This is a genomic window from Variovorax sp. 54 (assembly GCF_002754375.1).
Lineage (GTDB): Bacteria > Pseudomonadota > Gammaproteobacteria > Burkholderiales > Burkholderiaceae_C > Variovorax.
This window is the reverse complement of sequence record NZ_PEFF01000001.1, coordinates 3,157,355-3,181,690: the sequence shown is the minus strand read 5'-3', so window position 1 is coordinate 3,181,690 and position 24,336 is coordinate 3,157,355. Positions and strand designations below refer to the sequence as shown.

Annotated in this window: 27 protein-coding genes; 16 read left to right on the top strand and 11 right to left on the bottom strand. The window is 68.0% G+C overall.

The features are described from left to right. Nucleotides 1-3 precede the first annotated feature (3 nt). From CLU95_RS14755 to CLU95_RS14745, 3 genes are read right to left on the bottom strand one after another with little or no spacing between them, the layout of a single operon-like run. Nucleotides 4-954, bottom strand: coding sequence for a hypothetical protein (locus tag CLU95_RS14755; protein WP_099794206.1), 951 nt, complete (start codon nt 952-954; stop codon nt 4-6). Next, nucleotides 951-1,679: a nucleotidyltransferase family protein gene (locus CLU95_RS14750; protein ID WP_099797308.1), complete on the bottom strand. Its 729-nt coding sequence runs from the start codon at nt 1,677-1,679 to the stop codon at nt 951-953. Before CLU95_RS14750 ends, CLU95_RS14755 begins: the two co-directional genes overlap by 4 nt. Before the next feature lie 14 nt (nt 1,680-1,693). Continuing rightward, entirely contained in the window at nt 1,694-2,083 is a 390-nt protein-coding gene (locus CLU95_RS14745; RefSeq protein WP_099794205.1) for an S-adenosylmethionine decarboxylase family protein, read from the bottom strand. 148 nt (nt 2,084-2,231) lie between these two features. Between CLU95_RS14745 and CLU95_RS14740 the strand changes: the two genes are divergently transcribed. The 3 genes from CLU95_RS14740 to CLU95_RS14730 all read left to right on the top strand — a co-directional run bounded on the left by CLU95_RS14740 (nt 2,232) and on the right by CLU95_RS14730 (nt 6,114). Further along, nucleotides 2,232-4,337 carry a transketolase family protein gene (locus CLU95_RS14740; RefSeq protein WP_099794204.1) on the top strand — a complete coding sequence of 702 codons (2,106 nt, stop codon included), beginning with the start codon at nt 2,232-2,234 and terminating at the stop codon, nt 4,335-4,337. A 64-nt stretch (nt 4,338-4,401) separates the two neighbouring features. After that, a complete protein-coding gene (gap, locus tag CLU95_RS14735) occupies nt 4,402-5,403 on the top strand; it encodes a type I glyceraldehyde-3-phosphate dehydrogenase (RefSeq protein WP_099794203.1) in 1,002 nt (333 codons plus the stop codon). Nucleotides 5,404-5,514: 111 nt separating this feature from the next. Then, nucleotides 5,515-6,114 (top strand): hypothetical protein, encoded by a 600-nt coding sequence (locus CLU95_RS14730; protein WP_099794202.1) that lies wholly within the window; start codon nt 5,515-5,517, stop codon nt 6,112-6,114. Between the two features lie 17 nt (nt 6,115-6,131). On the opposite strand, the gene CLU95_RS14725 is transcribed toward CLU95_RS14730, so the two are convergent. The 3 genes from CLU95_RS14725 to CLU95_RS14715 all read right to left on the bottom strand — a co-directional run bounded on the left by CLU95_RS14725 (nt 6,132) and on the right by CLU95_RS14715 (nt 7,745). Continuing rightward, complete coding sequence (locus tag CLU95_RS14725) at nt 6,132-6,728, bottom strand: hypothetical protein (RefSeq protein ID WP_099794201.1); 597 nt, start codon at nt 6,726-6,728, stop codon at nt 6,132-6,134. A gap of 15 nt (nt 6,729-6,743) precedes the next feature. Further along, nucleotides 6,744-7,337: a hypothetical protein gene (locus CLU95_RS14720; RefSeq protein WP_099794200.1), complete on the bottom strand. Its 594-nt coding sequence runs from the start codon at nt 7,335-7,337 to the stop codon at nt 6,744-6,746. Between the two features lie 99 nt (nt 7,338-7,436). Continuing rightward, on the bottom strand, nt 7,437-7,745 hold the full coding sequence (locus CLU95_RS14715; RefSeq protein ID WP_099794199.1) for a putative quinol monooxygenase: 309 nt from the start codon (nt 7,743-7,745) through the stop codon (nt 7,437-7,439). A gap of 222 nt (nt 7,746-7,967) precedes the next feature. On the opposite strand from CLU95_RS14715, the gene CLU95_RS14710 reads away from it, so the two are divergent. Next, nucleotides 7,968-8,258 carry a YciI family protein gene (locus CLU95_RS14710; RefSeq protein ID WP_062473524.1) on the top strand — a complete coding sequence of 97 codons (291 nt, stop codon included), beginning with the start codon at nt 7,968-7,970 and terminating at the stop codon, nt 8,256-8,258. Between the two features lie 32 nt (nt 8,259-8,290). Here CLU95_RS14710 and CLU95_RS14705 read toward each other — a convergent pair whose 3' ends face one another. After that, a complete protein-coding gene (locus CLU95_RS14705; protein WP_180288608.1) occupies nt 8,291-9,376 on the bottom strand; it encodes a pirin family protein in 1,086 nt (361 codons plus the stop codon). A 146-nt stretch (nt 9,377-9,522) separates the two neighbouring features. After that, nucleotides 9,523-9,939: a VOC family protein gene (locus CLU95_RS14700; protein ID WP_099794197.1), complete on the bottom strand. Its 417-nt coding sequence runs from the start codon at nt 9,937-9,939 to the stop codon at nt 9,523-9,525. Nucleotides 9,940-10,102: 163 nt separating this feature from the next. Here CLU95_RS14700 and CLU95_RS14695 point away from each other — a divergent pair, with 163 nt between their 5' ends. Further along, a complete protein-coding gene (locus CLU95_RS14695) occupies nt 10,103-11,668 on the top strand; it encodes a CYTH and CHAD domain-containing protein (protein ID WP_099794196.1) in 1,566 nt (521 codons plus the stop codon). A gap of 9 nt (nt 11,669-11,677) precedes the next feature. Here the strand turns inward: CLU95_RS14695 and CLU95_RS14690 are convergent, their stop codons facing one another. Continuing rightward, nucleotides 11,678-12,517, bottom strand: a complete 840-nt coding sequence (locus tag CLU95_RS14690) for a DUF6216 family protein (protein WP_099794195.1) — start codon at nt 12,515-12,517, stop codon at nt 11,678-11,680. Nucleotides 12,518-12,530: 13 nt separating this feature from the next. Then, nucleotides 12,531-13,007 carry an FKBP-type peptidyl-prolyl cis-trans isomerase gene (locus CLU95_RS14685; protein WP_099794194.1) on the bottom strand — a complete coding sequence of 159 codons (477 nt, stop codon included), beginning with the start codon at nt 13,005-13,007 and terminating at the stop codon, nt 12,531-12,533. Between the two features lie 155 nt (nt 13,008-13,162). Between CLU95_RS14685 and CLU95_RS14680 the strand changes: the two genes are divergently transcribed. Beyond that, the gene (locus CLU95_RS14680; protein WP_143606002.1) at nt 13,163-13,564 is read left to right on the top strand and encodes a hypothetical protein; all 402 of its coding nucleotides are present in this window, start codon (nt 13,163-13,165) and stop codon (nt 13,562-13,564) included. Between the two features lie 33 nt (nt 13,565-13,597). Here the strand turns inward: CLU95_RS14680 and CLU95_RS14675 are convergent, their stop codons facing one another. Beyond that, nucleotides 13,598-14,527 carry a LysR family transcriptional regulator gene (locus tag CLU95_RS14675; RefSeq protein ID WP_099794192.1) on the bottom strand — a complete coding sequence of 310 codons (930 nt, stop codon included), beginning with the start codon at nt 14,525-14,527 and terminating at the stop codon, nt 13,598-13,600. Nucleotides 14,528-14,656: 129 nt separating this feature from the next. Between CLU95_RS14675 and CLU95_RS14670 the strand changes: the two genes are divergently transcribed. From CLU95_RS14670 to CLU95_RS14625, 10 genes are all read left to right on the top strand, one after another. After that, entirely contained in the window at nt 14,657-15,241 is a 585-nt protein-coding gene (locus CLU95_RS14670) for an NADPH-dependent FMN reductase (RefSeq protein WP_099794191.1), read from the top strand. Then, nucleotides 15,238-16,092, top strand: a complete 855-nt coding sequence (locus CLU95_RS14665; RefSeq protein ID WP_099794190.1) for a pirin family protein — start codon at nt 15,238-15,240, stop codon at nt 16,090-16,092. Before CLU95_RS14670 ends, CLU95_RS14665 begins: the two co-directional genes overlap by 4 nt. A 99-nt stretch (nt 16,093-16,191) precedes the next feature. Then, nucleotides 16,192-17,397: a M20 aminoacylase family protein gene (locus tag CLU95_RS14660; RefSeq protein ID WP_099794189.1), complete on the top strand. Its 1,206-nt coding sequence runs from the start codon at nt 16,192-16,194 to the stop codon at nt 17,395-17,397. A gap of 21 nt (nt 17,398-17,418) precedes the next feature. Next, on the top strand, nt 17,419-18,411 hold the full coding sequence (locus CLU95_RS14655) for a tripartite tricarboxylate transporter substrate-binding protein (RefSeq protein WP_099794188.1): 993 nt from the start codon (nt 17,419-17,421) through the stop codon (nt 18,409-18,411). Nucleotides 18,412-18,844: 433 nt separating this feature from the next. Next, nucleotides 18,845-19,987: a branched-chain amino acid ABC transporter substrate-binding protein gene (locus tag CLU95_RS14650; protein ID WP_099794187.1), complete on the top strand. Its 1,143-nt coding sequence runs from the start codon at nt 18,845-18,847 to the stop codon at nt 19,985-19,987. Between the two features lie 12 nt (nt 19,988-19,999). Beyond that, the gene (locus CLU95_RS14645) at nt 20,000-20,935 is read left to right on the top strand and encodes a 4-hydroxyproline epimerase (RefSeq protein WP_099794186.1); all 936 of its coding nucleotides are present in this window, start codon (nt 20,000-20,002) and stop codon (nt 20,933-20,935) included. Nucleotides 20,936-20,946: 11 nt separating this feature from the next. After that, complete coding sequence (locus CLU95_RS14640; RefSeq protein WP_099794185.1) at nt 20,947-22,050, top strand: NAD(P)/FAD-dependent oxidoreductase; 1,104 nt, start codon at nt 20,947-20,949, stop codon at nt 22,048-22,050. Then, a complete protein-coding gene (locus tag CLU95_RS14635) occupies nt 22,047-22,295 on the top strand; it encodes a (2Fe-2S)-binding protein (protein WP_099794184.1) in 249 nt (82 codons plus the stop codon). Before CLU95_RS14640 ends, CLU95_RS14635 begins: the two co-directional genes overlap by 4 nt. Continuing rightward, nucleotides 22,292-23,566, top strand: a complete 1,275-nt coding sequence (locus tag CLU95_RS14630; RefSeq protein ID WP_099794183.1) for an NAD(P)/FAD-dependent oxidoreductase — start codon at nt 22,292-22,294, stop codon at nt 23,564-23,566. The genes CLU95_RS14635 and CLU95_RS14630 overlap by 4 nt, the downstream gene beginning before the upstream one ends. Beyond that, nucleotides 23,563-24,279 (top strand): GntR family transcriptional regulator, encoded by a 717-nt coding sequence (locus CLU95_RS14625; protein ID WP_373668952.1) that lies wholly within the window; start codon nt 23,563-23,565, stop codon nt 24,277-24,279. Before CLU95_RS14630 ends, CLU95_RS14625 begins: the two co-directional genes overlap by 4 nt. Nucleotides 24,280-24,336: the final 57 nt, after the last annotated feature.

Genomic DNA, 24,336 nt, shown 5'->3' with positions numbered 1-24,336 from the left:
ATTTCACTTTCGATACGGTGCAAGTCCGGGGTCCGCGGGTACCAGGTGCCGCCATGGGAACACATCCTGCGCAAAGTGGCTGACGTAGCCGCCGATCGTTGACTGGATGACCATGAATTGCAGCCCCTGCCGCACGCCCTGCAGCTGCTGCAGCTGGGCCAGGTCGAGGCAGGTATTGCGCAGCCTCAGCACGCGCAGCTGCGCGCCCACGGGGCTGTGCAGCAAGGCTTCGTAGTCTTCGAAGGCCGTGATGCCGCCGGGTGCCCGGTCGGCCGGCCACACCATCTGCTGCTCGGTGGATTCGGAAAAATCCAGCAGCCTGAGGCCCGGCAGCTGCGTTGTCGCCGCGGCGAGGTGGCGAATGAAGTTCTGCGTGTCGAAATGGGCGCCGACGCACAGGCTGGTCAGTTGCGGCAGCGGCACGGCGAAGAAGTCGGCGTTCGGTGGGTTCGGCACCGTCAGCTCGCTCAGGCGCGGCGTCTTGCGCACCCAGCGCGTGATGTCGCCGCCTTCTTCGAGGATGCCGTCGCTGGTGCAGACGAGCGACTGGTTGTGGTCCTCGGGCTGCGTCGGCTTGATGAACAGCGAGCGCAGGCGGGGAAAGGTCACCGGGCTGTCGAGCAGCGGCGTGAACATCCATTCGCGCGAGCCGTTGGCCCCGCTGTCGGGGCCGCTGAACGACAGCGAGGTGAGGCAGTCGGCCACCTCTTGCCGGCTCAGGCAGGCGAGCGTTTCGTCGAAGGCGTCGCCCCAGGTCTCGCCGAAATACTCGACATGCCAGCCCTGGCGCATGGGCGAGAGGCTCAGGCGCGTGAAGTCGCTCTCGTAGAGCGGCACGGTCAGCGGGTCTTCGGGCGCGCCGTCGTTGCGTTCGGCGGCGGTGGCCAGGGCCAGCTCGTGCAGGCGCTGCGGCAGCAGGCGCAGGGCGTCGGGCAGCGGCGCGAGCGTCGTCATGCGCCCGGTGCCGGCGCGACCCCGGCGTTGAGTTGCTGCAGGCGCTGCGGCGTGCCCACGTCGGTCCAGTCGCCGGTGTAGAGCTCGGCGCTCACCTGCTGGTTGTTCATCGCGGCGCGCAGGATCGGCGCCAGCGGCACCTTGACGCCGTCCGGGTTGCCGGCCGGAATGCTGCTGTACGGCGGTGCGAACAGCGCGGCGCGGTACAGGCCGATGGTCGAGAAGGTGTATTTCTCGGCCGCCTGGTTCAGCGCGAGCCCGTCGGCCGAGAGGCCGAAGTCGCCCTTGAGGTTGTGCGCCGGGTTCGGCACCAGCCACAGGTGGGCGAGCTTGCCGCTGGCCAGGAAGCGGTCGACCGCAGCCTGGGTGAAGCGGAAGTCGGGCGCGAACACGTCGCCGGCCGCGACCCAGAAGACCTCGCCCAGCAGCGGCAGCGCGCGCACGATGCCGCCGGCGGTTTCGAGCGCACCGCCGAAGTCGCGGCCCTCGTCGGAATACGAAATGGACAGCGCGCCGTGCCCGTCCAGCACAGGGTTCGCGCCGAACCGGGCGGCGACCTGCGCGCCGAGCCAGTCGGTGTTGACCACCAGCTCGGTGAAGCCGCCTTCGGCCAGCGCTTCCATCGGCCACTGCATCAGCGGCTTGCCGCGCACCTCGAGCAGGGGCTTGGGGCAGGTGTCGGTCAGCGGCCGCATGCGTTCGCCGCGGCCGGCGGCCAGGATCATCGCGCGCACCGTCATCACCGCACCGACCCGCCTACACGCCCACGTTGCAGCTCGTTGCGCTCGCTGTGGCGGGGCTCGAACAACGCCACCAGGCAGGCCATCAGCGCATGCGCCTTGGCCGAATGGTCGGCGCCGAAGTTGCACACATACACGTCGAGCGTCACGCCGCGCTGCTCGGGCCAGGTGTGGATGCACAGGTGCGATTCGGCCAGCAGCAGCGTGGCGGTCACGCCGCCCGGGCCTTGCGGCGTGGCCGGAAAACCGTGGACCAGCTTGCCCACGGCCTGCAGCCCGGCCGCCGTCACGGCCTTGGTGCAGACCTCGCCGAGCGCGCGCCCGTCGGTGAGCCATTGGAGGCCGCATTGGCAGTCGTGGAGATCGGCGGTGAGGTGCAGCCCTTGCATGGGGGGCAACTCTAGCAGCGTGCCTGCGACACAAGAGAGCATCAGTGGGGTGTTGGCCCTGTATCGAGGCCGGGCGCGGCTCGCCCGGTAAAATCTCGGGTTCTCCCGTACCCCCCACCCACCCTTTTCCCCCGAAAGCCCACTGCCCATGGCAAACCAAGCCCTGATGGCCAACGCGATCCGCGCGCTGGCAATGGATGCCGTTCAACAAGCAAATTCCGGACATCCGGGCGCACCGATGGGCATGGCCGACATGGCCGTCGCCCTGTGGGGCGAGCACCTGCGCTACAACCCCGCCAACCCGCATTGGTTCGACCGCGACCGCTTCGTGCTGTCCAACGGCCACGCCTCGATGCTGGTCTACGCGGTGCTGCACCTCACGGGCTACGACCTGCCCCTGGCCGAGATCAAGAACTTCCGCCAGCTGCACAGCAAGACCGCCGGCCACCCGGAGGTCGACGTCACCCCCGGCGTCGAAACCACCACCGGCCCGCTGGGCCAGGGCATCACCAACGCCGTGGGCTTCGCGCTGGCCGAGAAGCTGCTCGCCGCCGAGTTCAACCGCAAGGACCTGGCCATCGTCGACCACCACACCTACGCCTTCCTGGGCGACGGTTGCATGATGGAAGGCATCAGCCACGAAGCCTGCGCACTGGCCGGCGCCTGGCACCTGAACAAGCTGATCGCCCTGTACGACGACAACGGCATCAGCATCGACGGCCAGGTCAAGCCCTGGTTCATCGACAACACCGAAGAGCGCTTCAAGGCCTACGGCTGGAACGTCATCGGCCCGATCGACGGCAACGACGCGAAAGAAGTGGCCAAGGCCATCGCCAAGGCCAAGAAGGAAGCCACCCAACCCACGCTGATCGTCTGCAAGACCACCATCGGCAAGGGCAGCCCGAACCGCGCCGGCACCGCCAAGGCGCACGGTGAGGCGCTGGGCGCCGAAGAAATCAAGCTCACGCGCGAAGCCATCGGCTGGCCCTACCCCGCCTTCGAAATCCCCGCCGACGTGTACGCCGACTGGGACCACAAGGCCGAAGGCGCCAAGACCGAAGCCGTCTGGAACGACACCTTCGCCGCCTACACGGCCGCGCATCCCGAACTCGCCGCCGAGTTCACGCGCCGCATGAAGGGCGAGCTGCCCAAGAACTTCCACCAGGTCGCGTTCGACACCGTGGTCGCCGCCCACACCAAGGGCGAGACCGTCGCCAGCCGCAAGGCCAGCCAGCTCGCGCTGGAAGCCTTCACGGCCGCGCTGCCCGAAATGCTCGGCGGCAGCGCCGACCTCACGGGCTCCAACCTCACCAACACCAAGAGCACCGCCGCGCTGCGCTTCGACGCCAAGACCGGCGCCGTCGTGCTGAACGCGCCCCCCGCACCGGTGGTGCCCCAGGGCGGTGAAGACGAAGCCGCACAAGGCGATGCCGTCGAGCCGCCGCACGGCGACATCGGCCGCCACATCAACTACGGCGTGCGCGAATTCGGCATGGCCGCCATCATGAACGGCGTGGCGCTGCACGGCGGCTACATCCCCTACGGCGGCACCTTCCTCACCTTCAGCGACTACAGCCGCAACGCCATCCGCATGGCCGCGCTCATGAAGCGCCGCGTGATCCACGTGTTCACGCACGACTCCATCGGCCTGGGTGAAGACGGCCCGACGCACCAGTCGATCGAGCACGCCGCCTCGCTGCGCCTCATTCCCAACCTGGACGTCTGGCGTCCGGGCGACACGGCCGAAACCGCCGTGGCCTGGGCTGTCGCACTGCAGAACGCCACGCGCCCGACCGCGATGCTGCTGAGCCGCCAGAACATCGCCTACGCCGCCAAGAGCGACCTGGGTGACATCAGCCGCGGCGCCTACGTGCTGTCCGAGCCTGAAGCCGTCGGCCTCAAGAACAAGAAGACGGCAGCCGTCATCATCGCCACCGGCTCCGAAGTGCAGCTCGCGCTGGCCGCCCAGAAGCTGCTGGCCGACAAGAAGATCGCCGTGCGCGTGGTGTCGATGCCCTCGACCACCACCTTCGACCGCCAGGACCTGGCCTACAAGAAGGCCGTGCTGCCCAAGAAGATCCCGCGCGTCGCGGTCGAAATGGGTTGCACCGACGGCTGGTGGAAGTACGGCTGCGCGGCCGTGGTCGGCATCGACAGCTACGGCGAGTCGGCCCCCGCGCCCCTGCTGTTCAAGCACTTCGGTTTCACGGCGGAGAACGTGGCCGCCACCGTGGAAGCGGCCCTGCGCGACTGAGCGTCGCGCGGTTCGTCCGCTTCCCGTCCGATCAAAAAGTTTTTCAACCTTAGGAGCAAGTCAGATGGCTATCAAACTCGGTATCAACGGCTTCGGCCGCATCGGTCGCAACGTGCTGCGCGCAGCCGTGCAGAACTTCAAGAACGACATCGAAATCGTTGCCATCAACGACTTGCTCGAGCCGGAATATCTGGCCTACATGCTCCAGTACGACTCGGTGCATGGCCGCTTCAAGGGTGAAGTGACGGTCGAAGGCAACACGCTGATCGTGAACGGCAAGAAGATCCGCCTGACGCAAGAGCGCGACCCGTCGCAACTCAAGTGGAACGAAGTCGGCGCCGACATCGTGCTCGAGTCGACCGGCCTCTTCCTCACGAAGGAAACCGCGCAGAAGCACATCGACGCAGGCGCCAAGAAGGTCATTCTGTCGGCCCCCTCGAAGGACGACACCCCCATGTTCGTCTACGGCGTGAACGACAAGAAGTACGCCGGTGAAGCCATCATCAGCAACGCCAGCTGCACCACCAACTGCCTGGCCCCGCTGGCCAAGGTGCTGAACGACAAGTGGGGCATCAAGCGCGGCCTGATGACCACCGTGCACGCGGCCACCGCCACGCAGAAGACCGTCGACGGCCCGAGCAACAAGGACTGGCGCGGCGGCCGCGGCATCCTGGAAAACATCATTCCTTCGAGCACTGGCGCTGCCAAGGCCGTGGGCGTGGTGATTCCCGAGCTCAACAAGAAGCTCACGGGCATGAGCTTCCGTGTGCCGACCTCCGACGTGTCGGTGGTCGACCTCGTGGTCGAGCTCGAGAAGGAAGCCACCTACGCCGAGATCTGCGCCGAAATGAAGGCACAGAGCGAAGGCGCGCTGAAGGGCGTGCTGGGCTACACCGAAGACAAGGTGGTCGCCACCGACTTCCGCGGCGACCCGCGCACCTCGATCTTCGACGCCGAAGCCGGCATTGCCCTGGACAGCACCTTCGTGAAGCTCGTGAGCTGGTACGACAACGAATGGGGCTACTCGAACAAGTGCCTTGAGATGGTGAAGGTCGTGTCGAAGTAAGACGACAGACGCCAAAAGAAACGCGCCCGAGGGCGCGTTTTTTATTGGCTGCGCGAGGTGCGCTCCTGCGCCTCCTAGAATCAAATAACAATTCATTACGAGGAGAAGCACGTGATTGCAAGACTGGCTGGTATCTGCGCGGGTGCCCTGTTGATCGTGGGCTGCGCTCACCGGGCGGAAGTCGGGAGTACGTCGGCAGCCTACGAGGTCCGCCGTGATCGGGTCCAGTCGAGCAAGGCGTATGTCGCCGTGTCGAATGACCTGGCGACGCTCGAGAAAACCGTCAAGCCGGGCCACATCTGTGGCGCGCACAACTTCCCGGTGGCATTGGGTGCGGCCATCAAGACGTCCATCGTGCGCACCGTCTCGGCGGCGCATTCGTCAGTGGTGGCCGTTTCCACAGCCTCGGAAGCGGGCAACGACGGCGTGCTCTACACCTTTGCCCTCGATGACTTCAACCCGCGCTTGCGGTTCCAGCCGGGCTTCTTCGTGCCCACCGCGGATGCGAGCGTCGAAATCTCCATCAAGACCACAGCAGTCTCCGCCGAAGGCCGGGAGCTCGCAACGACCACGGTGCGCGGTTTTGGTCAGGAGTCGGTCGATGGCCAATGCCCTGTAGGCGCAGAAGCCCTTGGGAAATCCACGGAAAAGGCGATCCGGGTCTCCATGGAAAACTTCGTGGCGCGCGTGATCAACCAGCGTCTGGACTGACCTCGTGTGCGGGCGGCTCAGCGCAGCTTCTCGTTGCGCCGTATCTCGCTGCTGAGCTGCGCCGTCATCCGCGTGGCGGCGCGCCGTGCGGCCAGCCCGTAGTCGCCGTTGAACTCGCCGAACTCCGCCGTGCCGTTGCCGACCGCGCGCACGCGCGTGACTTCGGCGCCCGCGGTGTCCGTCACCACGCAGGCCACCTCGGCCGTGAACGCGGTGGGCGGCCAGGTGATCCATGAGGACGAACTCGAATCGGTCTTGATCTGCGGCGTGAACACCAGCGACACGCCCGCCGCCTCGTTGGCCTTCGCATCGCCGGCGGTGCGCAGGACGACCACGTTGCGGTAGACCCCGCGCAGCGCATCGCGGATCGACTTTTCCAGGTCGCGGTACGGGTAGTAGCTCACGCGGTCGCCGCTGCCGCCGGCGGTGATCACCTGCAGGTCGCGCTGCGCGTCGGTCATCACGTAGGCCACCTTCTTGGGGATGAGATGCGCGGTCGACCGGGGTGGTGCGGTCTCGGTGATCATCGTGATCGGGTGGGAGCAGGCTGCCAGCAAGGCCGCCACCGCCAGCGCAGCCAGGCGAGGTGTCGAAGAAGAAGTAAGAAACGACATGGTGCTTCTCCGGCCTTACTGCGCAGCAGACGGCGCGATGGCCGCAACGAATTGCGGATCGGCATACACCTGCCGCAGCAGCGCCCGCACCAGCCGCGGGTACGCCGCCTGTCCGGCGGGCACGGCCACGATGTTGGCGTAGCTCGAGTCGAAGGCGATCTCGCCGCGGTAGGTCTTGCGCAGCGTCTGCGCGGCGTTGCGCGTGACGGTGACTTCGACGTCCATGCGGCCGGAGCCGTTGACCACGCCCAGATCGAGTTCGTTGACGAGGATGCGCGCCGCGATGCGGGTCGGGGCCTTGGGGTCGTAGACCGAAATCTCGCCCAGGTCGCGCATCAGCGCGTCTTCAAGGTACTGGGCGAAGGTGCCGCTGGGCGACACCAATCTGGCGCGGCGCAGGCGCAGGATGTTGAGGGCGTCATTGGGGTCGGTCGGCTGCACCTTCCCCACCGCGACCTTGCCGGGGTTGTGGGCCTCGAGCCGGTCGAGCGCCTCGTAGTCGGCGGCATAGGGCGGTGCGCCGAGTTGCGCGCAGCCCGTGGCCAGTGCGGCCAGCAGGAGCGCGCCTGTGCGCATGCGCAGACCCTGCGGTCTGGAGACGATCGCCATGTCTTGAACTCCCTCGTCCGAGATGTCTTCTTCTCCCCGGCGCGAGGGTAGCAGGCATCGCGCCGCGCGCGAAGACAGCGGCGGCGCGACGCGGCCGACTCAGATCGGCTCGAGCACGTGGATAAGCTTGCTCTCGGTGAACTCCCGGGTCTGAGCGCTGAAGGCCGCCATGTGCGGCGCGACCCCGTGGGCCTGCAGCGCAGGCAGCGAGGCCCACTTCTCGATGACCACGAAAGTGTCAGGCCCGAAGCTGGCCTTCGACGGCGGAATGCCCTGTGCGTCGATCGTGGCGCCGTACTCGATGCAGCCCTCTTCGGCGAGCACGGCGGCGCGGTTGGCGATGAAGGCTTCGAGCAAACGGGCGCGCTGGCCGGGCTTGGCGGTGATGACGGCAACGACTTGGATCATGGAACAGGGTCTCCGTTGAAGTGGGGTGATGCGGTGAAGGGAACGACCGAATCTACGAGATCGCGCGCCGCCGCGCAGGTCCGGTGGGCGACAAGGCCGCCGGTCGGCCGGCGCATGCACACGCCGCATGCGAGAGTTACCGGCGAGACACACACTCGCCCCGCCACTGTCGCGCCGAGGTCATAGGATCAAGTCTTCTTCCGCATCGACCTGCCTTTGCCCATGTTCATCGTCACCCTGACCTACATCCGCCCGCTCGAGGAACTCGACGCTCTGATGGATGCGCATGTCACCTGGCTCAAGAAGCACTACGCCAGCGGCCTGTTCGTGGCCTCGGGGCGTCAGGTGCCGCGCAAGGGCGGCGTGATCCTCGCGCGCTCGGGCGACCGCGAGGGGCTCGAGGCGGTGCTGGCGCGCGACCCCTTCGTGCAAGGCGGCGTCGCGCGCACCGACGTCATCGAATTCATTCCCAGCATGACCGCGCTGAGCGTCGAGGTGCTGCGCGGCTACTGAAGAGAACTGCGTAGCCTCGGAAGCCTGATCGATCAGGCCCCCGGCACTTCCTCGCGCCCGTCCGGGTGCCGCGCAAAGCGCGCGGCCTCGGCGCCGTGCACCGGCGCCGGGTCGGTCCAGGGCCAGCCGCCGAACTGGGTGCGGCGGTAGTCGGCCATCGTCTGGGCGATCTCGGCCTGCGTGTTCATCACGAAGGGGCCGTACTGCGCCACCGGCTCGGCGATCGGGCGGCCCTGCAGCAGCAAAAACTCGCCGTCGCCCTCGGGGCCGTTGCACAGCTCCACGGCCGCGTCGGCGCGCAGCTCGATGGCCGCCGGTCCGTCCACGCGCCGGCCCGCCACCTGCGCGGTCGCACCCTTGAAGAAGTACAGCATGCGTCGCGTGCCCTCGCCCGTGGCGGGAGGCAGCGTCCAGCGCGCGCCGGGCGTCATGCGCAGCGTCCAGATCGCCAGGTCGGCACCGGCCTGTGCGGCCCATGAATCGGGCGGCGGCGCGAGCGGGTCGATGGCGGCCTGGGCTTGTGCGTCATCGGCGCCGAATCGCCCGGCGATCACCGCCACTTCGGTGCGGCCACCCTGCGCGTCGTCCGAGGCGAAGCGCGGAATCGCCTCCGACCAGAACATCGTGAAGTGCGGCTCGGCCATCTTGTTCTTCGCCGGCAGGTTGAGCCAGATCTGGAACAGCTCCAGCGGGTTCGGCGCGCTGGCGTCGAGCAGCGGGAACATCTCCGAATGCACGATGCCCTTGCCGGCCGTGAGCCACTGCACGTCGCCGCCGCCGAAGCGCGCGGTGGCGCCCAGCGAGTCGGAATGGTCGATCAGGCCCTTGCGCACGATGGTCACCGTCTCGAAGCCGCGGTGCGGGTGCGAGGGAAAGCCCGGCACCGTCTCGCCGTGGTACATGCTCCAGCCGTCCTTGCGGCTGAAGTCCTGGCCGATCTGGCGGCCGGCCAGCGAGGCCTCGGGGCCCATGCGGCCGTTGGCCTTCGGGTACGCGTCGTCGTGGTAGACGCAGAACAGGAACGGGTCGAGCGTCTGCCACGGGAAGCCGAGTGGCTGGACCTGGACGATGGGAGACGGGCTGTTGCTGCTCTGGCTGTTGTCGTTGCTGTCGGACATGTCGGTACTCCTGGGTGGGGTGGGCACGGCCGCCATGCGGGCCGTGCCTGAACCAGGAATATCGGGGCGCCGGCGCCTTTCGGTAGGTGCCTTCCGCGCAACGATCAAGAGCGCATATGGAACGACGGGCATCGTCCGGCTCGGTTTTACTGCCCGGGCATGGCGGCGTTCGGGTCCATGTAGACCAGTTCCCAGATGTGGCCGTCCAGGTCCAGGAAGCCGTGGCCGTACATGAAGCCGTAGTCCTTCGGTTCGCGCGGCGTCGTGCCGCCGGCGGCCACCGCCTTGGCGACCAGTTCGTCGACTTCGGCGCGGCTCTCGCACGACAGGCACACCAGCACCTCGTTCTCCTTGCGGGTGTCGGGGATGCCCTGGTTCGTGAAGGTCTTGAAGTAGTCCTCCATCAGCAGCATCGCGTGGATGCTGCCCTCGTGGATGACCATGCAGGCGGCGTTGGCGTCGGTGAACTGTGCGTTGAAGGTGTAGCCCAGCGCGCCGAAGAAGGCCTTGCTCTTGTCGAGGTTCTTGACGGGGAGGTTCACGAAGATCTGCTTGGTGGCCATGGTGTCTTTCCTGTGTCGATGAAGGATGGATCGGGTGTTTGCCGACGTCTTGTGTACGCCGTCCACAAAAGATATCAAAGAAAATGGACGGTGTCCACATGATTTTTCGAGCCACCGGAATCGGCCGGCACCACGTCGCTTTGGGAGAAAAAGAGCGGGCATCATGAACACCATGGAAATCGAGTTCAAGTTCTGCATTCCCCCCGACCGCCTGAAGGCCGTCGAAGCCGCGTTGCGGCGCGGCGCCGTCGTGCGCACGCGCCTCCAGGCCCGCTATTTCGACACCGCCGACCAGCGCCTCGTCGCCGACGGCATGGTGCTGCGCCTGCGCAAGGAGGGCCGGCGCTGGGTGCAGACCGTCAAGGCCGCCGGCGACAACGCGCTGCACCGGCTCGAGCACAACGTCGACCTGGGCACCGGCGCCGCCGCGCCCGCCATCGATCCCGCGCGCCACGCCGGCACACCCGTCGGTGAGCGGCTGGCCCGCCTGCTGCAACCGGCCGATGGCGGCCCCGTGCCGCTGGTCGAGCGCCAGTCGACCGACATCGTGCGGCTCACGCGCGACCTGCGCGTGAGCGGCCCGGGCGGCGCCGTCGTCGAGATGGCGCTCGACGTCGGCAAGGTCGTCGTGCACGCGGGCACGCCCGCGCAGCGCACCTCGCCCGTGTGCGAGCTGGAGCTCGAACTCAAGAGCGGCGACGTGCAGGGGCTCGTGGCGCTCGCGCGGCGCTGGTCGCAGCAGCATGGCCTGTGGTTCAGCACCGTCTCGAAGGCCGAGCGCGGCATGCGCCTGCTGGCCGAGCAAGAGACCGTGCCCGCCGTCAAGGCCGAGGCGCCGCGCTTCCCGGCCTACGACCTCGACGGCCGCGCCCTCCAGCAGGCCGTGGTCGCGTCGTGCCTCAATCAGATGCTGCCCAACGCCAGCGAGATCGCCGCGGGCAGCACCGACGAAGAACAGATCCACCAACTGCGCATCGGCATCCGCCGCCTGCGCACCGCGCTGCGCGAACTCGCGGGGCTTGATGCCGACACGAGTCGCTTCGACGCCGCCACCTGGGAGCCGCCCCTGGTCGACGCCTTCCGCGCGCTCGGCGAGCTGCGCGACCGCGAACAGGTCGTGAAGCTTGCGCAGCCGCAACTGCGCGAGGCGGGGGCGCCGGAGGTTGATCCGCTGGCGGGCGACGTTGCAACGCCGGCTTCGACACCCGGCGACATCGTGCGCGCCGCGGCGTTCCAGGACGTGCTGGTGTCGCTGATCGGCTTCACTGCCGCTGCGCCGCCGTCGACGGGGTCCGCGCCGCTCGCAGCAGACGAGGCCCGCCAGCAGCTGCGCGAACAGCTCCAGCGCTTGCACAAGCAGGCCGTGCGCGACGGCGAGCGTTTCGAATCGCTCGCCACCGAGCACCAGCACCGCGCGCGCAAACGGCTCAAGCGCCTGCGCTACCTGGCGGAGTTCGCGGCGCCGTTGTTTGCCGAGGCGGAAGGCGGCAAGAAGAAAAAGGACGCGGCCGAGCGCTACCTGAAAGCCCTGCGTCCCGCGCAGGACGCGCTGGGCGAGTTCAACGACGAGGCCGTGGCGCTCGCGCTGTACCGCGAGGTCGCATCGCGCGATCCGCGCGCGTGGTTTGCGGTCGGCTGGTTCAGCGCGCGCCGCGCGGCGGGGGCGAAGGCGTGCCGCAAGGCGCTGGAGACGATCGGCGAGGCGCCGAGGTTCTGGAAGAAATCCTAGCGGTTGTGCTCAGTCGTCAAGGGCAAGCGTCAGCTGTTGCGAGCCTGGCAAGGCCGGATCGATTCGCCGATCTGCCAGCTTCTTGGCGGCTACACCGGCTCCCCAGGCAAAGAGGGCGAGCCATGCGAGCCAAGTTGCAAACAGGCACAAAAGCACTGCCGACCACCGCTGCTCCTTCACCGTACTCTTTACGAACGCTGGAAAGCCCGCGTCCTTGAAGACGCTACACAGCGCTTTCACCTCGTCCTCGGAAAACGAGGTGCGGGCCTCGATGTCACTTGCAATGTTGGTGCAGTCCGAAGCGCTTAGCGAGGCTGTTTGCAGTGGCCATGCCGCCGTGATCTCCGTCGCAGTCGCCAGAAACAGCCGCCCAGTTGCCTTGAGAGAAAGAAGCGCGCGATCCGTGGGCAGGCTCGCTACGCTCAAGGCAAACACCGCAACCGCAGCAACGAAGCCTGCCAGCCGGGCGGCTTGGCTTGCGCGTCCTGGCAGCTTGTGTTCCTTGACCTGCCGAAGTTCAGCGTCAAAGAGTTCGCCGCAATGCCGAAGTGTCCTCATCTGCACGTCGTTGTGCTTCGCCCACTGAATGAGCTGATGGGCTTCCGTCAGGCTGGCCACGGGAATGCCAGCGAAGAGGCGGAAAGAAACCAGGCTTGTCTGCTCATCGACGAACGCACGGACTTCTGGATCTGTGATTTCCTGTTTGCCGTGCACCAACTGCCAAAGCCGGCGAATCAGTACATGGCGGGACTCCGTGCGCCAAATGACCCAGACGAACGCTGCGCCGATCAGGATCGGAGCAGCGACGCTGAAGAAGCCGGAGATCTCAGAGGCCGTGGCGAAATCCATCGCTCAACAAGGCTCAGTGATGGTGCCCGTGCGCCCCATGCACATGCCGGTGCTCGATCTCCACCGGCAGCGCCGCGCGCACGTCCGTCACCTGTAGGCTGAACTTCAGCGCCTTGCCGGCCCAGGGGTGGTTGCCGTCGAGCAGCACGACCGGGCCCTTGATCTTGGTCACGGTGAAGACGTGCTCGGTGCCATCGTCGAGCCGGCCCTGCAGCTGGCCGCCGACCTTCACGCCGGGCGGGAACTCGGTCTTGGGAATGCTGCGCACCAGCGCCTCGTCGCGCAGGCCGAAGGCGTCTTCGGCGGCGAGGTTCAGCGTGGTCTGGTAGCCCTTTTCCTGGCCGTCGAGCGCCTGCTCGATCTTGGGCAGGGTGTTCTCGTAACCGCCATGCAGGTAGGCCATCGGCTCGGGGCTGGCTTCGATGAGCTTGCCCTGGGCATCGGCGACTTTGTACTTGAGGGTGACGACGGTGTCTTTTTCGATTTTCATGGCGGGCATTTTCCTTGGAAATCACTGACCGCATGAGACGAGTCGCTTGGGGTGCAGCGGCTGAAAGAAAGCGACAAGCGGTAGCGGTGGTGGCTCGATGCAGGTGAGCTAAAACCCCTTCCATACCGATCCACACAGAAGCGAAGGAACCTGACATGTCGGAAAGCAATGCAGGCACACCGAAGGAAGCAAGACTCGGGATAGGGTTGGCCGTGTTCTCGCTTGTTCTCGGGGCGATAAAAGGCGTGCTCTTGCCAGTCCCCGGACCGTTGTGGATTGCCATGACAGTCCTGGCCATTTTGGCCGCCCTCGTTTTCGCCGTCGCCAAGGGGTTCAATTGGGCGAGGATCGCATTCCTTGTTCTGTTCTTGCTGGGCTTGCCAAGCCTCTACTTCGTTCGCGAGTCGCTGTTGCAAGAGGGCGTGCCATCTCTGGTCATTCTGCTGGCTCAAACTGCCGTTCAGTTCGCAGCGTTGGTGCTCTGGTTCCTGCCAACGTCAAATGCATGGTTTCGACAGCGGGTCATCGTCAAGTCAACGGCCTCCTCGCAAGGCTGAGGCTTTCAGCTCGACAAGATGGGACATTCCGCCTCAGGCCTTCCCCGACCGAAGCACTTCTGGCAACGCCTCCACCGTGCTCAGCTTCTCCATCACCATCCCGATGAACGCTGACACCGCCTGTGGCAACTGCTTGCGGCTCGGATACAGCACGCTCAGCCCATGCCCCGTGCGCTGGTACTGCGGCAGCACCGGCACCAGCCGCCCCGCTTCCACATCGAGCCGCCCCATCGACGGCGGCAGCAGCGCGATCCCGAGACCCGCCAACGCAGCCTTGCGCAACGCCTGCGCGGTATTCCCGCTGAAGCGCCCGGTCACCTGCACTTCTTCATTCACCCCATCCGGCCCGGTCACCCGCCACGTCGCCCGCCCGCTGGGATGCGCCGCCGTCACGCAGTCGTGATCGGCCAATTCCTGCAGCGTCGCAGGCGCACCGCGCGCGGCGATGTACGCGGGGCTCGCGACCATCCCGTCCGTGCGCGGCCCCAGGAGCTTGCGGCCGACAAAGCCTGAATCGGGCAGCGCCCCGCCGCGAAACGCCACGTCGATCTGGTCGGCGATCAGGTCGGCCTTCGCGTCGCTCAGCACGAAGTCGACGCGCACCAGCGGATTCGTCGCCAGAAAGTCCGCCACCCACTCCATCGGGAAGAAGTCGAAGAAATCCGCCGTCGCCGCCACGCGCACCAGCCCGCTGGGTTCCTGGCTGCCGGTGATCAGTGCCTGCCCAGCCTCGACCAGCCCATCAACCGCTCCTGCGCAGCGCTCGTGGAACGCCTGCCCCGCGCTCGTGAGCGTGAGCTTGCGGGTCGAGCGCTGCATCAGCCGGGTGCCCAACTGCGCCTCGAGCTGCTGGATGCGCCGGCTCACGGTGTTGGGCGGCAGGCCCAGGCGCCGGGCGGCTTCGGCAAAGCTGCCGTGGCGCACCACCTGCACGAACATGGCGATGTCGTTGAGGTCGAGCATGGGGTTGATTCCTTCGATGGATGGACGAGTGCAATCCGACTCTACCGTCTAGTCGATCAATGGGCGCGACCCTAATCTTCAGGTCATGGCTTTTCCAGCCTCCAGCCCACCCCCATTCAGGAGCACCCCATGACCCCGCAAAAACCTCTCGTCGGCATCATCCTCGGCTCGACCCGCGAAGGCCGGTTCGGCGAGAAGCCCGCGCACTGGATCCACGAGATCGCGAAGCAGCGCACCGACCTGGCCTTCGAGCTGGTCGACCTGCGCGACCACCCGCTGCCCTTTTTCAACGAAGCCGGCGCGCCCGCCTGGGGCCCGGTGAAGAACGAGGCCGCGCAGCGCTGGCAGGCCAAGCTGGCCACCTTCGACGGGCTCATCATCGTCACGCCCGAGTACAACCACGGCCCGAGCGCGGTGCTGAAGAACGCGATCGACTGGGCCTACAAGGAGTTCATCCGCAAGCCGATCGGCTTCGTGGGCTACGGCGGCGTGGGCGCGGCGCGGGCCGTGGAGCAGCTGCGGCTGGTCGCGGTCGAGATGCAGATGGCGCCGGTGCGCCACGCGGTGCACATCGGCATGGTCGAGTTCCTCGGCATCTGGCAGCAGGGCAAATCCTTCGACGACTTCCCGCACCTGGCGCAGTCGGCCACGGGCCTGCTCGACGACATGGCGTGGTGGACCCGCGCACTGAAGACCGCCAGGGAGGCTGTATGACCACCGCTGTTGCAACCGACACCCGCGCCATCGTCTACCGCACGCGTGGCGCCCAGCACGGACCGATCACGCGGCTCATGAGCCCGGGCGACCTGGGCGAATACCTCAAGCCCTTCGTGTTCCTCGACCTCTTCGGCTTCGACACCACGGGCGGCCACAAGGGCTTCGGCATGCACCCGCACTCGGGCATCGCCACGCTGACCTGGCTCATCGAAGGCGACACCTTGTACGAAGACACGACCGGCGAACAGGGCGTGCTGCGCGGCGGTGGTGTCGAGTGGATGCGCGCGGGCAACGGCGTGTGGCACACGGGCGCACCGGCGCCGGGTGTGACGCGCGTGCAGGGCTTCCAGCTCTGGGTGGCGTTGCCGGCCGCCGAGGAAAACGCGCCCGCGCAGAGCATCTACCTCGCGCCCTCGCAGGTGCCGCAGGAAGGCCCGGCGCGCGTGCTGCTCGGGCGCTACGGTGCGGCGCAAAGCCCCATTCCGGCGCCCTCGCCGATGAACTACCTGGCCGTGCAACTGAAGGACGGCGAGCGCTGGCGCTACACGCCGCCTGCTGGCCACACGGTGGGCTGGGTGGCGGTGAATGCGGGCCGGCTCGACGCGGGCGACGGCACCGGCGGTCCCATCGGCACGGGCGAGCTCGCGGTGTTCGAGGAATCCGACGCGGCGCTCGAGGTCGTGGCGCAGGGCGACACGGCTTTCGTGCTCGGCTCGGCCGTGCCGCATCCGCACGACCTGGTGATGGGCCACTACTCGGTCCACACGAGCCGCGCGACGCTCGACCGGGGCGAGGCCGAGATCCGCCGCATCGGCGCGAAGCTGCGCGAGGAAGGCCGGCTGGCCTGAATGAACCACGCGTAAGCCAGCATGCGCCGCGCGGGCGGCTGCGCCAGAATCGTTCGCTTCTGTTTTCTCTCTCGAACGATCCCGCAGCTGCCCCACGCCATGAATCTCGTCGACGCCTTCGCCGCCCACGCCACCCATTTCATCGACATCCGGCGCGACATCCACGCGCACCCCGAACTCGGTTTCGAAGAGCACCGCACCGCCGAGAAGGTGGCGAACCTGCTCACCGAATGGGGCATCGAGGTGCACCGCAGCATCGCGGGCACGGGCCTGGTCGGCGTGCTGCGCAAGGGCACGGGCAGCCGCACCATCGGCCTGCGCGCCGACATGGACGCGCTGCCGCTGAACGAGGCCAACGACTTCGCCCACAAGTCCACGCACGCGGGCCGCATGCACGCCTGCGGGCACGACGGCCACACGACGATGTTGCTGGCCGCCGCCTGGCACCTGTCGCAGCAAGGCCCCACCGACTTCGACGGCACGGTGCATTTCATCTTCCAGCCCGCCGAAGAGATGGGCAAGGCCGGCGCCAAGAAGATGATCGACGAGGGCCTGTTCGAGCGCTTCCCGTGCGATGCGGTGTTTGCGCTGCACAACTTCCCGGTCGGCGACGTGGGCCGCTTTGCGCTCAACGAAGGCGCGCTGATGGCGTCGAGCAACACCTACAAGGTCACGCTGCGCGGGCGCGGCACGCACGCCTCGATGCCGCACACCGGCATCGACCCGGTGGCCGCCGTGGTCACGCTGGCGCAGCAGCTGCAGACCATCGTGCCGCGCACCATTCCGAGCACCGAGCGCGCCCTGCTCGCGGTCACGCAGCTGCAGGGCTCCGACGCGCCCAACGTGATTCCCGACGAGGCCTCGGTGGGCGGCACGGTCCGCACCTTTTCCGTCGACGCCATCGACAAGATCGAGGCGCGCCTGCGCGAGGTGGCCGAGGGCGTGGCCATGGCGCATGGCTGCACGGCCGACATCTTCTTCAAGCGCTCGTCGCCGCCGGTGGTGAACCACGCGGCCGAAGCGCGCTTTGCGGCCGGCGTGATGCGCGAGGTGGTGGGCGACGACATGGTCACCGACGACTTCCCCGCCGTGATGGGCGCCGAAGACTTCGCGCACATGCTGCTGGCGCGGCCCGGCTGCTACGCCTTCCTGGGCAACGGCGACGGCGACCACCGGCTGGACGGCCACGGGCCCGGCCCTTGCATCATCCACAACACCTCGTTCGACTTCAACGACGAGATCATCCCGATCGGTGCCAGCTACTTCGTGAAGCTGGTGCAGCGCTGGCTGCCGTCGGGCGCCTGACCCATTTTTTTGTTGACGATGATGAAAGCGGCCCCGCCCATGACTTTTTCTCTGCTGACCCGACGTTCGCTGGCTGCCGCGGCAGCCGCCCTGGCCCTCGGTAGCTTCGGCCTGGCCCACGCCCAGCAACGCGTGATCCACATCATCGTGCCCTTCGGCACGGGCGCCGTGCAGGACACGGTGGCGCGTGCCTTCAACAACGAGCTGGGCGCTGCGCTCGGCGGCAGCGCCATCGTCGAGAACCGCGCGGGCGCGGGCGGCACGGTGGGTGCGGCGATGGCGGCCAAGGCGCCGGCCGACGGCAACACGCTGGTGCTGGCGGCGGCCAGCCACAACATCGCGGGCTTCCTGTACAGCAAGCTGCCCTACGACCCGCTGAAGGATTTTGTCGGCGTGGCCAACGTGGGCAACGCGGGCTATGTGCTGGCGGTGGCCAGCGGCATGAACGTGGCGACCACGGCCGACTTCATCAAGGAGGTCAAGGCCAACCCCGGCAAGTACAACTACGCCTCGGCCGGCAACGGCAGCGCCACGCACCTGGCGATGGCGTCGTTCCTCGCGAAGGCGGGGCTGCAGATGACGCACATCCCGACCAAGTCGACCGGCGAGGCCGTGAACGAGGTGCTCGCGGGCCGCGTGCAGGCGGTGATCTCGTCGAGCATCGGCGTGATGGGCTTCCAGGACGACGCGCGCATGAAGCTACTGGCCTCCACGGGCCAATCGCGCAGCCCCTTCCTGCCGAAGCTGCCGACGGTGGGCGAGAGCGGCCTGCCGGGCTACGCCTTCGATTCGTGGATCGGTCTGCTGGCGCCGGCCGCTACGCCGAAGGCCGAGGTCGAGCGCATCAACGCGGCGGCCAACAAGGTGCTGGCCGATCCGGCGATCCAGGAACGCTTCAAGCGCCTGGGCGTGGAGCCGCGCAGCCAGAACGTCGAGGCTTTCCAGAAGCTGCTGCGTGCGGACTGGGATGCGATGGGGGTGGTGGTGAAGGCTTCGGGGGCGAAGGTCGACTGACCTTTTTTTGGCGCTCTTGTTCGGGGCGCGTGCACAGGACACCGGGTACTCCCCTCCGCGAATGTCCCCCGCTTCGCTCCTCCTTGATTTCGCTGCGGGGAGCACCCAGTGCCCTGTGCACCTGGGCACGCTCTGCGTTTGCGGCCGATCAACTACCGCTGCTGACAACGATCACGCTGGCGGGGTGCCTTGCGCAGCGAAATCAAGGGGGAGGCCGCAGGCCGGAGGACATTCGCGGAGCAAGGTGCCCCGTCGGCGTGATCGCGCCCCGAACGACCCGTTTGTTCACAGATATCACAGAAGCCCTCAGCCCGAAAGAGCGCTTGCCCCACAGATATCTACAAGATATGTACGTAATATATTTAAACTGCGACAGGCACCCCATGTAGTTGGCCCCTGTCGTTTTTCATTGTTCTTAACCCTAGGACGAAGCATGAAGTCACAAGCAGGCATGGTTTCCTCACTCAGTCTCGCGGGCCTGGTTGCCCTGGCCGTGGCAAGCCCCGCGCAAGCGCAGGAGCAGGTGGTCAAGATCGGCCACAGCGGTCCGCTGTCGGGTCCGAACGCCTTCGCGGGCAAGGACAATGAAAACGGCATCCGCCTAGCCATCGAGGAGCTCAATGCGAAGAAGCTCAGCGTCGGCGGCAAGACGCTGAAGTTCGAGCTGATCTCCGAAGACGACCAGTGCGACGCCAAGACCGGCGTGAGCGTGGCGCAGAAGTTCGTGGACGACGGCGTCAAGTTCGTCATGGGCCCGTACTGTTCGGGCGTGGCCATTCCGGCCTCGCGCATCTACAGCGACGGCGGCACGCTGGTCTCCACCGTGGGCACCAACCCGAAGGTCACGCAGGGCGGCTACAAGAACCTGTACCGCATCATTGCCAGCGACAACCAGATCGGCGGCGCCATGGCCGTGTACGCGGCCAAGGAGCTGAAGGTGAAGAAGGTCGGCGTGATCGACGACCGCACGGCCTTCGGCCAGGGCCTCGCCGAAGAGTTCACCAAAGAGGCGAAGAAGCAGGGCCTCACGATCGTGGGCCAGGAGTTCACCACCGACAAGGCCGTCGATTTCACCGCCATCCTGACCAACATGAAGGGCAAGGCGCCCGAGGCGATCTTCTTCGGCGGCTATGCACCGCAGGCCGCACCCATGGCGCGCCAGATGAAGCAGCTGGCCGTGCCAGGCAAGCTGCTGGGCGGCGACACCGTGTGCAGCCCGGCCACCGGCAAGATCGGCGGCGACGCGGTGAACGACCTGGTGTTCTGCGCGCAAGGCGGCTCCATGCTCGAGAAGGCGCAGAGCGGCCCGGCCTTCAAGGAGAAGTTCAAGAAGCGCTTCAACATCGATCCCGACGCGTACGCCGCTTCGTACTACGACCAGGTGCTGTTCATCGGCGAGTCGATGAAGAAGGCCAACACCATCGACCCCGACAAGGTCGGCGCCGAGCTCTACAAGACCACCTACAAGGGCGTGGCCGCCACCTACGCCTACGACGACAAGGGCAACATGAAGCAGGCGCCCATCACGGTCTTCACGTTCAAGAACGCGGCCCCGGTGCCGATTGCAAGCTACTGAGCCCCCCCACGTATGCAACGCATCCAGGTCATCGACTCCCACACGGGCGGCGAGCCCACGCGCCTTGTGATCGGCGGCTTCCCCGATCTGGGGAAAGGCTCCATGGCCGAGCGCCGCACGCTGCTGGCCGATCAACATGACAAGTGGCGCGCAGCCGCCGTGCTCGAGCCGCGCGGCAGCGATGTCGTGGTCGGCGCGCTGCTGTGCGAGCCGGTATCGCCCGATGCGGCGGCCGGCGTGGTCTTCTTCAACAACGCCGGGTATCTGGGCATGTGCGGCCACGGCACCATCGGGCTGGTCGCGAGCCTGGCGCACATGGGGCGCATCGGCGTGGGCGAGCACCGCATCGAGACGCCTGTCGGCACGGTGACGACCACGCTGCATGAAGACGGCTCGGTGAGCGTGCGCAACGTGCCGGCGTACCGGCACCTGCACCAGGTGGCGGTCGATCTGCCCGGCCACGGCACCGTGCATGGCGACGTGGCGTGGGGCGGCAACTGGTTCTTCCTCGTGAGCGAGCACGGCCAGCGCGTGGCGAGCGACAACCTCGCGGCGCTGACCGACTACGCGGCCGCCTTGCGCAAGGCGCTGGCGGCGCAGGGCATCACGGGCGCGAACGGCGCGGAGATCGACCACATCGAACTCTTTGCTGACGACGATGCCGGCGCCGACAGCCGCAACTTCGTGCTGTGCCCCGGCAACGCCTACGACCGCTCGCCCTGTGGCACCGGCACCAGCGCCAAGATCGCCTGCCTCGCGGCGGACGGCAAGCTCGCGCCCGGCGCGGTATGGACGCAGGCCAGCGTGATCGGCAGCGTCTTCGAGGCGAGCTACGCGATGGACGGCGAACAGGTCATTCCCACGCTGCGCGGCCGTGCGCACATCAGCGCCGAGGCCACGCTGCTCATCGAAGACAACGATCCCTTCGGCTGGGGCATCCGGCTCTGACGCCGGCGCGCATGGACGCGGACGTCATCGTCATCGGCGCCGGCATCGTCGGCGCGGCGTGTGCCCATGCGCTGGCGCAGGCCGGGCGCCGCGTGTGCGTGCTCGATGCGCGCCTGGGCGGCGCCACCGGCGCGGGTATGGGCCACCTCGTGGTGATGGACGACAACGCGGCCGAACTCGAACTCAGCCGCCATTCGGTCGCGCAATGGCGCGCCCTTGCGCCGCGCCTCGGTGCCGACTGCGCCTACAGCCCCTGCGGCACGCTCTGGATCGCGGCGAACGACGAAGAAATGGCCGAGGCCGAACGCAAGCAGCAGCGGCTGGGCGCGCTCGGCATCGAAAGCCGGCTGTTGGGTGCGGCCGAACTCGCGCGCGCCGAGCCCGCCCTGCGCGCAGGCCTGTCGGGCGCGCTCGAAGTGCCGGGCGACGGCATCCTCTATGCGCCGAACGCGGCGCGCTGGCTGCTCGCGCAGCATGCGGCGTCGGTGCACGTCGAACACGCGAAGGTCGAGGCCCTCGAGGACGACGGTACGCTGCGCCTGGCCGACGGCAGCCGTCGCCGCGCGCCGCAGGTCGTGCTCGCCAACGGCATCGAGGCGACGACGCTGTGCCCCGAACTGCCGATCCGCCCGAAGAAGGGCCACCTGCTCATCACCGACCGCTACCCGGGCACGGTGCACCACCAGCTCGTCGAACTGGGTTACGTGACCAGCGCGCACCACAGCGACGGCGACTCGGTCGCCTTCAATGTGCAGCCGCGGCCCACGGGGCAGCTGCTCGTCGGCTCGTCGCGCCAGTTCGACACGACCGACCTGGCCGTCGAGGCGCCGATGCTCGCGCGCATGCTGCAGCGCACGCTCGACTACCTGCCGGGGCTCGCCGACCTGAACGCCGTGCGCGCGTGGACCGGCCTGCGCGCCGCCTCGCCCGACGGCCTGCCGCTGCTGGGCAAGCACCCGTGGCGCGAGAAGCTCTGGCTTGCGGTCGGGCACGAAGGGCTGGGCGTGACCACGGCGCCGGGCAGCGCGCATGTGCTCGCGGCGCTGATGACCGGCGCGACGCCCGATTTCGACGCCGCGCCGTATGCGCCGCGCGGCTTGCGGGAGGTGGCATGAGCGATCAGACGCAACTGCACATCGATGGCCAGCTGGTGCGCGTGAAAGCGGGCAGCTCGGTCGCTGCCGCCTTGCGCATCGCCGGCGGCATGGGCGCGGCGCGCACCTCGGTCACGGGCCAGCCGCGTGCGCCGTTCTGCGGCATGGGCGTGTGCCAGGAATGCCGCGTGCAGATCGACGGGCGACGACGCCTCGCATGCCAGACCGTGTGCGCCGAGGGCATGCGCGTGGAGACGACGGCATGAACGGCGTCACGCTCGAAACCTGCGATGTGCTGGTCATCGGCGCGGGCCCCGCGGGCATGGCTGCGGCCGTGGCGGCGGCGCCCAGCGGCGCGTCGGTCGTGGTGATCGACGACAACCCCGCGCCCGGCGGACAGATCTGGCGCGACGGCCCCGGCGCGTCGCTGCCGCTGGCGGCACGCCAGTGGCGCGAAGCGCTCGCACGCCACGCGAACATCCGCGTGCGCAGCGGCGCGCGCGTCGTTGCTGCGCCTGCTTCGCATGAGTTGCTGCTTGAAGATGCCGAGGGCGCGACGCGCATGCAGTGGAAAAAGCTCATCCTGTGCACCGGCGCGCGCGAACTGCTGCTGCCCTTCCCCGGCTGGACGCTGCCCGGCGTGACGGGCGCGGGCGGCCTGCAGGCGCTGATCAAAGCCGGCCTGCCGGTCGCGGGCGAACGCATCGTCATCGCAGGCAGCGGGCCCTTGCTGCTGGCCGCTGCAGCCACGGCCAAAGCGGCGGGCGCGCAGGTGCTGCGCATCGCCGAGCAGGCGTCGTTCGCTTCGGTCGCGGCCTTCGGCGCCAGCCTCGTGCGCTGGCCCGGCAAGGCCGTGCAGGCGCTCACGCTGGCCGATGGGCGCTACCGCACCGCGACGCGCGTGCTCTCGGCGCAGGGCACGACGCAGGTCGAATCGGTGCGGCTGCGGCAAGGTGATCGCGAGGTCGAGATGGCCTGCGATCGCATCGCTTGCGGCTTCGGGCTCACGCCGAACACGCAGCTGGGCCAGTTGCTCGGCTGCACGCTCGCGGGCCAAGCCCTCACCGTCGATGCGCTGCAGGCCACGAGCGTCGCGGGCATCTACGCGGCCGGCGAATGCACCGGCTTCGGCGGCAGCGAGCGCGCGCTGGTGCAGGGCACCATCGCTGGCCATGCCGCCGTCGGCGAGGCCGCCAAGGCCCGCAGCCACGACCGCGAGCGCGCGCGCTGGAACGCCTTCGCCGCGCAACTGCATCACCGCTTCGCACTGGCCGACGACCTCAAGGCCCTGCCCCGCCCCGACACGCTCGTGTGCCGCTGCGAGGACGTGCCCTTTGCCGCGCTCTCGGCCTGCGCCGGCTGGACCGACGCCAAGCTGCACCGCCGCTGCGGCATGGGCGCCTGCCAGGGGCGCGTCTGCGGCGATGCGGCGCAGTTCCTGTTCGGCTGGACGCCGCCCGCGCCGCGCCCGCCGCTGGTGCCGGTCCGCATCGAGACACTGGCCGGGCTCGCAGCGCCCGGCGACGCCCGACAATGACGGCCCCGCATCTGTACACGCACGAGCACATCCACATCCCCACCATGGCCGCCCCGAAGACCGCTCCCCGACCCCCGCCCAAGCGCCGCGCGGCCGACCTGGCCTACGACGCCATCGAGGCGCTGCTGTCCACCATGCAGCTGGAGCCCGGCAGCCAGATCGTCGAGGCCGAGCTGGCCGAGCGCACGGGCCTGGGCCGCACGCCGGTGCGCGAGGCGCTGATGCGCATGGTGTCGATCGGCCTCATCGTGCAGCAGCCGCGCCGCGGCCTGCTGGTGTCGACCATCGACCTGGCCGACCACCTGGACGTGATCCAGACCCGCCGCGTGCTCGAGCAGCTGATTGCCGCCTGCGCCGCGCGCCGCGCCACCGCGCCGCAGCGCCAGGCCATCGTGCGCTGCGCCGAGGCCATGGTCGAGGCGGCGGGCCGCGGCGACCTGACCGACTACATGCACGCCGACCGCGCGCTCGACCTCGTCACGCATCACGCGAGCCACAACGACTCGGCCGTGAAGGCGGTGGTGCCGCTCATCGTGCAGTGCCGACGCTTCTGGTACGCCTACCAGCACGAGGGCGAGATCGTCGAGGGCGCCAACGCGCACCTCGAACTGGCCCAAGGCATCGCCACCGGCGACGAGGCCGCGGCCATCGCGGGCGCCGAGCGGCTCATGGACTACCTCGAAGTCTTCGCGCGAAAAATCATCGACAAGTAGGCCGAAGGGCCTCGCTCCCGAGCGTTCCCATCGGGGAACTACGCGTGATCTGCCGGC